Origin of the sequence: Candidatus Njordibacter sp. Uisw_039, from assembly GCF_047730075.1 — a bacterium.
In the GTDB taxonomy this organism is placed as follows: Bacteria; Pseudomonadota; Gammaproteobacteria; order Pseudomonadales; family Balneatricaceae; genus Njordibacter.
This window is the reverse complement of the sequence record NZ_CP159831.1, coordinates 2,952,808-2,965,589: the sequence shown is the minus strand read 5'-3', so window position 1 is coordinate 2,965,589 and position 12,782 is coordinate 2,952,808. Positions and strand designations below refer to the sequence as shown.

At 45.3% G+C, this 12,782-nt stretch carries 11 protein-coding genes; 9 read left to right on the top strand and 2 right to left on the bottom strand.

Going from position 1 to position 12,782, the window contains the following annotated elements; all coding sequences use genetic code 11:
* The first annotated feature begins 63 nt into the window (after positions 1-63).
* The 9 genes from atpG to ABXT70_RS14125 all read left to right on the top strand — a co-directional run bounded on the left by atpG (position 64) and on the right by ABXT70_RS14125 (position 9,824).
* The gene (gene atpG, locus ABXT70_RS14165) at positions 64-927 is read left to right on the top strand and encodes a F0F1 ATP synthase subunit gamma (protein ID WP_443641113.1); all 864 of its coding nucleotides are present in this window, start codon (positions 64-66) and stop codon (positions 925-927) included.
* A 40-nt stretch (positions 928-967) separates the two neighbouring features.
* Complete coding sequence (gene atpD, locus ABXT70_RS14160; protein WP_443641112.1) at positions 968-2,344, top strand: F0F1 ATP synthase subunit beta; 1,377 nt, start codon at positions 968-970, stop codon at positions 2,342-2,344.
* 64 nt (positions 2,345-2,408) lie between these two features.
* A complete protein-coding gene (locus tag ABXT70_RS14155; protein WP_443641111.1) occupies positions 2,409-2,834 on the top strand; it encodes a F0F1 ATP synthase subunit epsilon in 426 nt (141 codons plus the stop codon).
* Positions 2,835-3,148: 314 nt separating this feature from the next.
* Positions 3,149-4,510, top strand: a complete 1,362-nt coding sequence (glmU, locus tag ABXT70_RS14150) for a bifunctional UDP-N-acetylglucosamine diphosphorylase/glucosamine-1-phosphate N-acetyltransferase GlmU (RefSeq protein ID WP_443641110.1) — start codon at positions 3,149-3,151, stop codon at positions 4,508-4,510.
* Between the two features lie 16 nt (positions 4,511-4,526).
* The gene (glmS, locus tag ABXT70_RS14145; RefSeq protein ID WP_443641109.1) at positions 4,527-6,347 is read left to right on the top strand and encodes a glutamine--fructose-6-phosphate transaminase (isomerizing); all 1,821 of its coding nucleotides are present in this window, start codon (positions 4,527-4,529) and stop codon (positions 6,345-6,347) included.
* A gap of 42 nt (positions 6,348-6,389) precedes the next feature.
* Entirely contained in the window at positions 6,390-6,779 is a 390-nt protein-coding gene (locus tag ABXT70_RS14140) for a hypothetical protein (protein WP_443641108.1), read from the top strand.
* Between the two features lie 20 nt (positions 6,780-6,799).
* Entirely contained in the window at positions 6,800-7,348 is a 549-nt protein-coding gene (locus ABXT70_RS14135) for a hypothetical protein (protein WP_443641107.1), read from the top strand.
* 103 nt (positions 7,349-7,451) lie between these two features.
* Complete coding sequence (locus tag ABXT70_RS14130) at positions 7,452-9,251, top strand: CHASE domain-containing protein (protein ID WP_443641106.1); 1,800 nt, start codon at positions 7,452-7,454, stop codon at positions 9,249-9,251.
* 27 nt (positions 9,252-9,278) lie between these two features.
* On the top strand, positions 9,279-9,824 hold the full coding sequence (locus tag ABXT70_RS14125) for a helix-turn-helix domain-containing protein (protein WP_443641105.1): 546 nt from the start codon (positions 9,279-9,281) through the stop codon (positions 9,822-9,824).
* A gap of 16 nt (positions 9,825-9,840) precedes the next feature.
* Here ABXT70_RS14125 and ABXT70_RS14120 read toward each other — a convergent pair whose 3' ends face one another.
* Together ABXT70_RS14120 and ABXT70_RS14115 are read right to left on the bottom strand one after the other, a co-directional pair.
* Positions 9,841-11,121, bottom strand: coding sequence for an NAD(P)/FAD-dependent oxidoreductase (locus tag ABXT70_RS14120; protein WP_443641104.1), 1,281 nt, complete (start codon positions 11,119-11,121; stop codon positions 9,841-9,843).
* A gap of 14 nt (positions 11,122-11,135) precedes the next feature.
* Positions 11,136-12,512 (bottom strand): glutamine synthetase family protein, encoded by a 1,377-nt coding sequence (locus ABXT70_RS14115; RefSeq protein WP_443641103.1) that lies wholly within the window; start codon positions 12,510-12,512, stop codon positions 11,136-11,138.
* Between the last annotated feature and the right edge of the window lie 270 nt (positions 12,513-12,782).

Genomic DNA, 12,782 nt, shown 5'->3' with positions numbered 1-12,782 from the left:
GCTTCAAGTGACCTTGAAGCCGTGCTATTCACCAAGTTAGTTACTTAACAGAAAGGTAAGCATATGGCAGTCGGAAAAGAAATAAAGACCCAGATTGCGAGTATTAAGGGTACGCAAAAGATCACTAGCGCCATGGAAATGGTAGCGGCGTCTAAAATGCGTAAAGCACAGGAACGTATGAATCATAGCCGTCCTTACGCAAATAAAATGCGTGAAGTGATTGCTCACCTCGCACGCTCCAACCCTGAGTACAAGCATTTGTATCTGCAACAGCGCGAGCTTAAGCGGGTGGGTTACATTGTGGTTTCTTCCGATCGTGGTCTGTGTGGTGGTTTAAACATTAACGTGTTTAAGAAAACCGTACAGAGCATGGCTGAACATGATCAAAACGGCATCGAAATAGACATCTGTGCCCTTGGTTCTAAATCAGCAACCTTCTTTAATAACTACGGCGGCAACGTTGTATCAAGCAAGACTCAACTGGGTGACAAGGCAGAAGCTGCTGAACTCATCGGTGCAGTTAAGATCATGTTAGACAGTTATGATGAAGGACGGTTGGACGCTTTGTACGTGGTTTACAATAATTTTGTAAATACCATGACCCAACAACCCAGCGTAGTGCAACTTGTGCCCTTGCAGGCAGACCCGAATGAAGACGGTATGAGCCACCATTGGGACTACCTCTACGAGCCAGACGCCCGTGAATTACTCACAGGCCTTTTGAGCCGTTACGTAGAATCTTTAGTGTATCAAGCCGTGGTAGAAAATAACGCTTGTGAACAGGCCGCACGGATGATCGCTATGAAAAGCGCCACCGATAATGCGGGTGATCTGATCGATGACCTTCAGATGATTTACAACAAGGCCCGTCAATCTGCGATTACTCAGGAAATTTCTGAGATCGTGAGTGGCGCGGCAGCCGTTTAACCTGAGCTATAAGAACTAGTTTTCGATAGAGGATAAAATTATGAGTAGCGGACGTATCGTACAGATTATCGGTGCTGTAATCGACGTGGAATTCCCACGTGATTCTGTGCCAAAAGTATATGACGCACTAACTGTAGATGCTAAGGGCACAACCCTAGAAGTTCAACAGCAGTTGGGTGACGGCGTAGTACGCACTATCGCCATGGGCCAGACCGAAGGTCTAAGCCGTGGTCTAGACGTATCTAACACTGGTGGCGCCATCAAAGTGCCAGTTGGCACAGCCACCCTTGGCCGCATCATGGACGTATTGGGTAACCCAATCGACCAGTGTGGCCCTATTGGCGAAGAAGTTCGTATGCCAATTCACCGTAAGGCACCTACCTACGCAGAGCAGTCAGCTAGTAATGAATTGCTAGAGACTGGCATCAAAGTTATTGACTTGATGTGTCCTTTCGCTAAAGGCGGTAAGGTTGGGCTATTCGGCGGCGCCGGCGTAGGCAAAACCGTAAACATGATGGAGCTTATCCGTAACATCGCCATCGAGCACAGTGGTTACTCTGTGTTTGCAGGTGTAGGTGAGCGTACTCGTGAAGGTAACGATTTCTACTACGAGATGAAAGAGTCCAACGTATTGGACAAAGTATCTCTCGTATACGGCCAGATGAATGAGCCTCCAGGAAACCGTCTACGTGTGGCACTAACCGGCCTTACCATGGCTGAGCAGTTCCGTGACGAAGGTAATGACGTATTGTTGTTCGTTGATAACATCTACCGTTACACCTTGGCGGGAACCGAAGTATCAGCACTATTGGGCCGTATGCCTTCTGCAGTAGGTTACCAGCCAACACTAGCTTCAGAAATGGGTGTGTTGCAGGAGCGTATTACCTCCACTAAGACCGGCTCTATCACTTCTATACAAGCGGTATACGTACCTGCGGATGACTTGACTGACCCGTCTCCAGCAACGACCTTCTCTCACTTGGACGCTACTGTGGTATTGTCTCGTCAGATCGCAGAATTGGGTATCTACCCAGCTATCGATCCACTCGATTCAAGCTCACGTCAGCTAGATCCATTGGTGATTGGCCAAGAGCACTACGACATTGCTCGTGGCGTTCAGGGTATACTTCAGCGTTACAAAGAGCTGAAAGACATCATTGCCATCTTGGGTATGGACGAACTGTCTGATGAAGACAAGCAATCTGTAACGCGTGCTCGTAAGATTCAGCGTTTCTTGTCTCAGCCTTTCTTCGTAGCTGAAGTATTTACCGGATCATCAGGTAAGTACGTATCACTTAAGGACACTATTGCTGCCTTTAAGGGAATTTTGGCTGGCGAATACGACGATCTTCCAGAGCAAGCCTTCTACATGGTTGGCGGTATTGAAGAAGTAGTCGAGAAAGCCAAGAGCATGTAATTGCAAGGGCTTAGCTCTATTGGCTGCTGCCAATAGGTTAAGCCCTGCTTAAGAGGATAATCATATGGCTACCAGTGTAGATTGTGACATCGTTAGTGCAGAAGAATCCGTCTTTGCAGGTAAGGTAGAATTTATTTCACTTACAGGTACGTTGGGTGAACTGGGCATCACTCCAGGCCACACTCCACTACTTAGTGAAGTTAAACCTGGCCCTGTGCACATGCGCATGGAATCCGGTGAAGAAGACATACTTTACGTGTCAGGTGGTTTTTTAGAAGTTCAGCCTCACAAGATTACCTTGTTGGTTGATACGGCAATTCGTGCAGCAGACTTAGATGAAGCTGCTGCAGAAGAAGCTAGTCGCAAAGCTGAACAGGCTATGGCAGATAAAACTTCAGAGTTTGAATACTCACGTGCGGCTGGCCAATTGGCCGAAGCCGTCGCCCAGCTGCGTACTTTGCGTCAGATTCGTCAGAAGCTTGGCAAATAAGTAGTTCAAAGGGAACCACCAAAAAAGGCAGCCTCGGCTGCTTTTTTTGTGCCCTAAAAAACTGTTTTATAACCTAGTTTTCTATGACGTAACGCAAACGTGAAGCAACAGCGTTATAATGCCATGATGTCGTGGCCACATTGATACTTGAGAGAGTGCCTATGGCAAAATATAACATTGTGTTTTGGTGTAACTAAGGCTGACTATTGATCAAATATTTATTGACCACAATAAAACAAACTTTGATGAACTTTAGTAACATAAAGCGTCTAAACTAAAGACTAGAATTTAATACAGTTTCACAAGGATCGTTCATGTCGTTAGAAGTGATCATTCTCGCTGCAGGCAAAGGTTCACGCATGCGCTCAGATCTGCCTAAAGTGCTTCACGAACTGGCAGGCAAGCCAATGTTGGTGCATGCCATTGAGCAGGCCCAAAGGCTCCAGCCTACCCGTACACACATAATAGTAGGCCACGGTGCACACCTAGTAGAGTCAGTGGTCCGGCCACTGGGTGCTGAATGCGTGACGCAAGATCAACAATTGGGCACTGGCCATGCGGTGGCTCAAGCTATGCCTAAGGTTGATAATAATGCCATAGTGTTAGTATTATATGGTGATGTACCGTTAGTCCCTGCAGTACTAATGCAACAGCTAGCCGAGCAAGCAGCGCAGGGCGACTTGGCTATCCTTACTGTGACATTAGATGACTCAAGTGGATACGGTCGCATTGTGCGTGATGATGGGGGAAACATCCAGGCCATCGTCGAACACAAAGATGCTAATACAGACCAGTTACAAATCAAAGAAACTAACACTGGTATTTTGGCGGTTAAGGCAAGTTTATTGAATGGCTGGTTACCACGCATTAAAAGTAACAATGCTCAAGGTGAAATATACCTCACGGATATCGTCGCCATGGCTGTTGCCGATGGCGTTGGCATCAGGCACCTCCAGCCAGACTTCCCACAACAAACCCAAGGCGTAAACGATCGTGTGCAATTGGCCAGCCTTGAGCGCTGGCATCAACTCCAGCAAGCCAATCAACTATTGCGTGACGGTGTACAGTTGGCAGACCCTACACGTTTTGATTTACGTGGTGAACTCATCGCAGGTAAAGATATTTACATCGACATCAATGCCATCATCGAGGGTCACGTGCAGTTAGGGGATGGCGTTCACATTGGCCCCAACTGTCACATCAAAAATGCCCACATTGGAGCAGGCACACAGATTTTAGCAAATAGTGTAATTGACCAGGCCCAAGTTGCAGCAAACTGTAATATTGGACCCTTTGCGCGCCTGCGACCCGGCACTATACTTCATGATAATGCCAAAGTAGGCAATTTTGTCGAAACCAAAAAGACCACCTTGGGCAAAGGCTCTAAGGCCAATCACTTTACCTACCTAGGTGATACGGTGGTTGGTGAAAAAGTAAATATTGGTGCTGGAACCATTACCTGTAACTACGATGGTGTTAACAAGTACAAAACTGTGATTGCAGATGGTGCTTTTATCGGCTCAAACAGCTCCATTGTTGCTCCTGTCACCATTGGCGCAGATGCAACCATTGGTGCTGGTTCTACCATTACTAGAGACGTGGCCGATGGTAACCTAGCTATCGCTCGTGGCAAACAGCGCAACTTAGCCACTTGGGCTAAACCAGTAAAAATTTAACCAAGGAAGACAACACATGTGCGGAATAGTTGGCGCCATTGCTCAGCGTAATATCAGCGGCATATTAGTAGAAGGCCTAAAGCGTCTAGAGTACCGCGGTTACGATTCCTCTGGTGTAGCGATTTTAAGTGATCAAGGTTTACAGCGTACCCGCCGCGTAGGCAAAGTGGCTAGTTTAGATGCCGCCTTAACTGCTAAGCCATTACAAGGCAGCTTAGGTATTGCTCATACACGTTGGGCTACCCACGGAATTCCTAATGAAACTAATGCCCACCCTCACTGGTCTCACAGTAGTTTAGCGGTGGTTCACAATGGCATCATTGACAATTTTGAATCTATAAAAGAAGATCTTGTTGCTACAGGATACGGCTTTGAAAGCGACACAGACACAGAAGTAATTGCCCATTTAATTCACCGCAACCGTAAGCAGGGTATGTCTTTAACGGCAGCAGTGCGTGATGCAGCGGGTCGTTGTGAGGGTGCTTATGCGTTAGGTGTGGTGGATGAAACCCAGCCAGATTTGTTGTTAGCTGCACGTAAGGGCAGCCCATTAGTGATTGGCCTAGGCAGTGATGAAAATTACATCGCCTCCGACCAACTGGCGCTGTTGCAAGTCACCGACAACTTTATGTTTTTAGAAGACGGTGATATTGCAGCAATCAGCCGTACCCAAGTAACAGTTACTGACGCTAGTGGCGTAGTTGTTGAGCGCCCAAGCCACCGCTATGAACACAGCGAAGAAAGCAGTGATAAAGGGGCCTATAAGCACTACATGTTAAAAGAGATTAACGAACAGCCCAAGGTTGTGGCCAATCTCATTGAGCAGCAAATTATTGCTGGAAAGCTCCAAAACATTCTCGATGACAACGCTATTGAAGCCTTGTCCAAGGCTAAGAACGTACAGATTATTGCTTGTGGTACTAGCTACCTGGCAGGCATGGTAGCAAAGTATTGGATAGAAAGTTTGGCAGGCCTTGCTTGTCAAATAGAGGTGGCCAGTGAATACCGCTACCGCCAGGCTGTAGTACCCGAAGACACGCTGCTTATCACCTTGTCTCAGTCTGGCGAAACGGCGGACAGCTTGGCTGCGTTGCGCCACATTGATAAAAACAAATTAGCTGCCAGTCTAGCCATTTGCAATGTGGCATCAAGCAGCCTGGTACGTGAATCTGACATGGTACTATTAACACAGGCAGGACCTGAGATCAGTGTGGCGTCAACTAAGGCCTTCACCGCCCAGCTAATCACATTGCTTCACGTCACCTTATTACTGGCTAAACAACGTTCAGATATCGATGTTCAGCCCATTATTCATGCCATGCAGACGCTACCCGGTGTATTGCAGCAATGTTTGCAAATGGAGCCTAAGATTGAAGCAGTAGCTCAGCGGTTTGCTGACAAACATCACACCTTATTCCTTGGCCGAGGTAGCATGTACCCAATCGCCTCGGAAGGCGCTCTAAAGCTAAAAGAAATTTCCTATATTCATGCTGAGGCCTACCCTGCAGGAGAGCTCAAGCATGGCCCATTGGCCCTAGTTGATGCATATATGCCTGTCGTTGTGGTTGCACCTAAAGATGATATGCTTGATAAACTCAAAGCCAACATGCAGGAAGTACGCGCCCGTGGCGGTGAACTGTTTGTTTTTGCTGATGTCCACGCCAAAATGGCAGAAGATGATGCCACCCATGTCATTGTCGTACCAGAAGTGCATGAACTGTTAGCGCCAATAGCTTATGCTATACCTATGCAGCTATTGTCTTACCATGTGGCTATCATCAAAGGTACTGACGTGGATCAGCCTCGTAATTTAGCCAAGTCGGTGACCGTGGAATAAATTTAACAAGTTGAGACTAAAATGTGAATTAGGGGTAATTTCATGACTAGTAGAGTAGTTGCAAAAATAATAATAGCGCTATTGTTTATATATTGTGTCAGTGTCGTTGTTGGGTATTTCTACAATGTTTCTATTACGTTCCCTTTCTTTATGTCAGACGGTCATGATGTTCCAGAACATCGCCTGCATGCGATCCGGTTATCATTATTTACTGCGTTTATTTACTTTAGTATTCGTTATTTTTTTGTAGGTTCAGTGAAACTCTATCCCGTACAAGTCATGGGAGTCATATTATTCAACTTAAACATATTGGGCCTATTGGTTTTTTATGTTGAAGGAGCTGATCCAACTGAATACTTACTATTTCTATTTTTGCTGCCTGCGTCTCTTATTTTGTATTATGCAGGAAAATCTGAATTTAAATACTTTTAAAAAAATTGATAGATAAAACTATGATCAAGACATTTAAATACTTCAATAATCACAGAAATCTATATTGTGCTTTAGGATTAACTTTAGTATTTATCTTGTACATCTCACTAGTTTTAGTGCCTCTAAGTGGCTGTTTCAGGTTAGATATTGGGTCAAATTCACTAGGTCTTTCTATTTACAATATAGAGATAGTTCAAGAGTTTTTTCACGCAAGGGATCAGGCTCAGCTTCTTTGCTATAGCCAATTCCTTCAATTATGGGACATAATTTTTGCGGTTGTTTCTACTGTGATGAATGGCTCTTGGATTATATATCTCTTTAAAAACAAGCGTCTATTATTGTTAGCTCCTACTGTCTTGGGTATGATAGCCGATTGGTCTGAGAATTTCGTTGAATTATTGATGTTAGAAACCTATTTAAATTCAGGCGCAATATCTGAAACATTGGTTTCATTGGGCTCCGGACTCAACTTATTTAAATTGATAATGATAGGTCTGACTTATTTGATAATCCTTACTGGAATAATACTTATATTAAAAGCATTTATAACAAAACCTAAAAAGTATTAAAAAACCAATTTAGCCTAACAATGCCTTTATTACTTATTAGATCGCTACTGCGACCAGTAAAACAATAGCGCCAGCAGCAGAGGCAGACGCAAGGATTTTCACCGTGGAAAAAGGTAGTCATCTAGATTATTTAAGACGCCCTTCAACTCTGTTGAGTTTTTTGTTGTGGTCCTTTAGTGTGGCAGTGGTGCTATCCCTAGTTGGCGCTGTGGCTATCAACAGCCAACGAATAAGTTTTGATCACGACGCAAACGACGCGATCAATCAAATTCATGAACAGCTTGTAATCAATGATGCGGCTTTAGCTGGCTTTGGTAGTTTACTTACGAGTATTGGCACCAATAAGCTTCAACAAACACGCGACTTCACTAGGCGCATGCGTGATGCGTACCCACATATTTATATGTTTGAGGCACTGGTTAGCATTGACCCGGCTAACAAAGCTGAACACGAAGAGCGCATGCGTAATATGGGTTACCGAGATTATAAGGTCACACGCTATGTGCCTAAGAACAGCTCCACGGTCAAGCCCTTCGATACCATTGATGGGGTGCCCATGCACTTCCCTATTTTTTTTATAGACCCCTATCTTGAATCAGTTAAAGGCCTTATGGGATTTGACATGATGTCTGTAGCCAGTATGCGGGACCCTCTTCTGGCCTCCTTGGTCACGGGCGAACCTGTAGCCTCTCAACCTTACAAACTAAAAGAAGGTGGGCGTGGTTATGCACTAATCAAGGTGTTGGATACGCGAGATACAGCGACTGCGATGGAGCGGCGTTATTCGCAAGGTGGCCTTGGAGCATTACCAAATAATGCGCAAGGCGGCCTGGCGGTATTGCTGATAATAAAAACAGATACTATGCTGGCATCTGTGGTTAATACTGTACCTTTGGCAAGTGTCCGGCTACTTCACGGCAAAGAGCGTAAGTTAGCTGCAGAAGAAATTCTTCCTCAAACAGCCTCATTGCCAATCATTGAAATAGATACCTTGTTAGAGGAACGTGAACTAGATGACTTGGGTCAGCCCTTTACCCTGTCTATAGCGCAGCCTGCAGGACTCTATTCCCAACACCTTCAAATTATGGGGCTGCTACTCTTCGCCATGTATATTGCCTATGGTATCCATTACCATAACTCATTCGCCAAGTATAGACTCGAACTACAGCGGGATAATGTACTCACAGAGCTAAGTCAGCAGCATGCAAATTTAGAAGTGATGGTTACACATCGCACCAAAGAACTGCAGCGAAAGAATGACGAAAATACCCACTTGGCACAACAGCTAATAAGGGTGCAAGAGGACCAAATTCACCACATTGCTAGAGAGCTACATGATGAGTTTGGCCAAACCCTCACGGCCATAAAGATTAATGCCCACATACTTGAATCTGTAGAAACCATGCAAGAGGTAGCAACTTACGCTCAAGATATCACCTCTCAAGCAGATGCGCTGTATGAGACCATGCGTGATATGATTCAACGCTTAAGGCCTGAGGCACTAGACATGTTTGGTTTAAAGGTGGCCGTTGAGCAGTGTATTCTTGCTTTTCATTTAGATGAGCAAAATATTGACTTAGATCTTAATATTGATGACTCGGTGAATAATGTAGAAGAAATATATAGCATTGCAAGCTATCGTATAGTGCAAGAGCTGGTAAATAATGCGGTCAAATACGCTAAGCTAACTAAACTGAAGGTGGTTTTAGATGTTTCTGACCGACACATGAACATTTGTGTTGAAGATAACGGCATTGGTTTTGATCCACTAGACAGCAAGGTGGGTTTTGGTTTGTCTGGAGTGGATGAACGTGCGCGATCTCTAGGTGGAATTGTTGATATTAATACTGTGGTTGATGAAGGTGTAAAGGTTCGTGTCCGCATCCCGTTACAGGAATGCTAAACCACACTAACATAGGGAGGAAGTGCCTTGGACTTAGGTGCCAGATTAAAAACGATTCGTAAACGCCTAGGACTTTCACAACGAGAGTTGGCCAAACGTGCGGGGGTGACTAATAGCACCATCTCCATGATTGAAAAAAACACCGTAAGCCCTTCATTTAGCTCTCTGCTTAAAGTGCTGAAAGGGTTTCCTATGGGTGTGGAAGAGTTTTTTACCACCGATCTAGTAATGAGCAATCAAGTGGTTTTTAAGGCCAACGAACAGGCAGATATGAGTGCTCAGGGCGTAGCTATAAAACTCATTGGCCACAGTGTTGCAGACCGCAATATCTCGATGCTTAGCGAAACCTACCCCCCTGGAGCTGACACTGGTGAGGATATGATTAAGTACGATGGTGAAGAAGCTGGCATCGTTGTGCAAGGTGAAATTGAGTTAACTGTGGATCAGCAGGTTTACCAGTTGGTCACAGGAGACGGTTATTTTTTCCATACCCACCTGCCCCATCGTTTTCGTAACTTAGGTGATGTTACTGCCAAAGTCGTGAGTGCCAACAATGGCAATGTATCTCACTAATTCAACCCTGCCGTTACTACAACATATCCCGTAAACGATACCAAGCCATGGCCAACATAAGTGCTGGTGTTTTAAATAGGGTGCCGCCAGGAAAAGGTAAGTGGCTAATTTCATTGAATAGATCAAATCGTTCAGCTTGTCCTGCCACCGCTTCAGCGAGTAGCTTCCCAGCCAAACCTGTTGCAGCAATACCGTGGCCAGAAAAACCTTGAGCAAAATATAAGTCTTTGCCAACGCGACCAAAGTGAGGCCCACGGTTCATGGTGATGGCAACATTACCACCCCAAGAATAGTCCATATTAACGTCTGCCAATTGTGGGAACACGCCTAACATACGTTGGCGCATAGAATGTGTCAGGTTTGGGGGTGCTAAGGTGGAGTAGCTAACTCGGCCACCAAATAACATACGATAATCTGCAGACATGCGGAAATAATCCAATACAAAATTAATGTCAGCAACGGCCATGTTGTTATTGATCAGAGCCTCAGCTCGGGCTTTCCCTAGTGGTTCCGTAGCGCCAATGTAAGTGCCAACAGGCATTATTTTGTTACTAATTTCAGGTACCAGTTTACCCATATAGGCGTTGCCACAGAAAAGCACCTGTTGAGTGGTAATTTGCCCCTGTGTAGTATGACAAATATTGGCCTGAGATTTTCTGGTCACCTTAGTTACTGCAGAATCTGTGTAAATGGTGACGCCTGCGTCCAAAGCCGCTTTTGCTAAACCTAACGTGTAATTGAGAGGGTGAATATGGCCAGAGTTGGCATCATAAAGCCCACCTATATAACGCTCACTAGCCATTTTTGATTGCACTTGCTGCTGGCTCCAAAGGCTTAAGCTGGCATAACCATACTGTTTTTCTAACGAGGCCTGCCATTCTTCCAGTTCCCGCATCTGCCTCGGTTTTATCGCGGCATGAAGGTGACCTTGCTGCAAGTCACATTGAATTTGGTGTTTGTCTACACGCTGTCGCAGGATATCAATGGCCTCTAAAGACATGCCCCACATGGCTTTAGCTGCTAGTTTGCCAGCAGATTTTTCGATCACGGACATATCGCAGCCAAAACCAAAAATCATTTGCCCACCACTGCGCCCAGAGGCGCCCCAGCCCACTAAGTTAGCTTCAACAACTGTGACTTTATAACCTCGTTCTGCCAAATTTAAGGCGGCGCTAAGTCCAGTAATTCCAGCACCTACAACGCATACATCGGCACTGTGGCTGCCTTGTAATGTGGGGCACTGAATATGTTTGTTAGCACTCGCAGCGTAGTAAGAGTGGGTGTGTGCTTGGCTCATAAAAATCCTGCAATTTAAAGTGTGCGCCGGTACCAGTCTATTTCTAAGCTGCTTACATGGCGGTTAAACTCGGTATATTCTTGTTGCTGCACCTGGACATATACCCACAGAAAATCAGCTCCAAAGGCGTTTGCAGCAAATTTGCTTTTGGCTAAAATACCGTAGGCATCCACCCAATTCAATGGCAAACTCGAGGTTGTTTTTTCTGCACCATTGCCGGTGGTTTGAGGGCCCAAATCTAAATCATTATTAATGCCATGAAGCGCACCCGAAAGCAATGCGGCCATGGCCAAATAAGGGTTGGCATCAGCCCCTGCTACACGGTGTTCAATGCGTGTTGCAGCACCGGAGCCATTAGGAATGCGCAAGGCAACGGTACGGTTATCTACTCCCCATGTTGGGGCCATGGCAACAAAGAAGCCGGGTTGAAAGCGACGGTATGAATTAACCTTGGGGCAGAGCAGGGCCATGGTATCAGCCATAGTGGCCTGTAAGCCAGCTAAGGCTTTGCCTAACATAGCATTGGGTTGGTTCTTCTGATCACAAGCGAATACGTTAGTTGCAGAATCATCCAGCAAGCTCATATGGATGTGCATGCCACTGCCAGCTTGATCGGCATAGGGCTTAGCCATAAAGGTGGCGCCAAAACCATGTTTTCGGCTCACACTTTTGATGATGCGCTTTAGCAATATGGCTTGGTCGCAAGCCAATACAGGATCTGCAACATGCTGCAGGTTTATTTCAAACTGCCCAGGGGCATACTCTGCTACTGCTGTAGATGCCGGTATGTTTTGCCCCTGGGCAGCAAGCACGATGTCATCTAGAAGCGCACTATAGTCATCTAAATTGTCTACTGCATAAACCTGAGTGTCTGACTCGCGAAGGCCTGTTATTGGTGCTATTGGGGGCTGTAACAGGCCTGATTTAAGGCGCTTGGCATCGGTGAGGTAAAATTCCAACTCAACGGCTACCATCGGGGTTAGGCCTTGGCTCTGATATTGGTCGCAGATCTGATCTAAAACGTGGCGTGGGTTAGCAAAGTAAGCTTCGCCAGGGGTTTGTTCCATAGTGATTAAACATTGAGCCACAGGTTTGTTTTGCCATGGCACCATAGTTAAGGTGTGGGGTATTACTCTACAGGGCTGGTCACAGTCACCCGTATCAAACCCAATACCGGTGCTCTCTACGGTGTTGCCATTGATATCAAGGGCGAACACTGAACCAGGCAAATAAAGGCCCTGCTCATAAACTTTGAGCAACTCCTGCGCAGGAATGCGTTTGCCTCGTAAAACACCATGCTGATCGGGCAGTAATAAATCTACGCTCACAAGGTCTGGGTTAGCTGCGAGAAATGCTTCGGCTTCGCTGCTTGGAGCGATGGCATGGGGCATGGTTTAAAATCTCTTTTAATAGGGTTTTCTGAGATGGTATCAGAAAGGTGGCGATAGACAAGCTTCTAAAACGATATGTTTGAAATAATACAATTAATTTGTATAAAAAGAACATTAAATTTATTCATTAATGAACATAAATATTAAATTAACTGCTATAAAACAATAACTTGAATATAATTCATAAAAGCATTGTTGGCTTCATCAAAGTGTTCATAATAATATACATATAACTTGAAGATTAAAACCGGTTTATGCTATTGTCGAGGA

Excerpts from the sequence above, each read along its gene's own strand:
- ABXT70_RS14155 (WP_443641111.1), top strand. The coding sequence starts at position 2,409 with ATGGCTACCAGTGTAGATTGTGACATCGTTAGTGCAGAAGAATCCGTC.
- ABXT70_RS14135 (WP_443641107.1), top strand. The coding sequence starts at position 6,800 with ATGATCAAGACATTTAAATACTTCAATAATCACAGAAATCTATATTGT.
- atpG (WP_443641113.1), top strand. The coding sequence starts at position 64 with ATGGCAGTCGGAAAAGAAATAAAGACCCAGATTGCGAGTATTAAGGGT.
- ABXT70_RS14140 (WP_443641108.1), top strand. The coding sequence starts at position 6,390 with ATGACTAGTAGAGTAGTTGCAAAAATAATAATAGCGCTATTGTTTATA.
- ABXT70_RS14120 (WP_443641104.1), bottom strand. The coding sequence starts at position 11,121 with ATGAGCCAAGCACACACCCACTCTTACTACGCTGCGAGTGCTAACAAA.
- glmU (WP_443641110.1), top strand. The coding sequence starts at position 3,149 with ATGTCGTTAGAAGTGATCATTCTCGCTGCAGGCAAAGGTTCACGCATG.
- ABXT70_RS14115 (WP_443641103.1), bottom strand. The coding sequence starts at position 12,512 with ATGCCCCATGCCATCGCTCCAAGCAGCGAAGCCGAAGCATTTCTCGCA.
- atpD (WP_443641112.1), top strand. The coding sequence starts at position 968 with ATGAGTAGCGGACGTATCGTACAGATTATCGGTGCTGTAATCGACGTG.
- glmS (WP_443641109.1), top strand. The coding sequence starts at position 4,527 with ATGTGCGGAATAGTTGGCGCCATTGCTCAGCGTAATATCAGCGGCATA.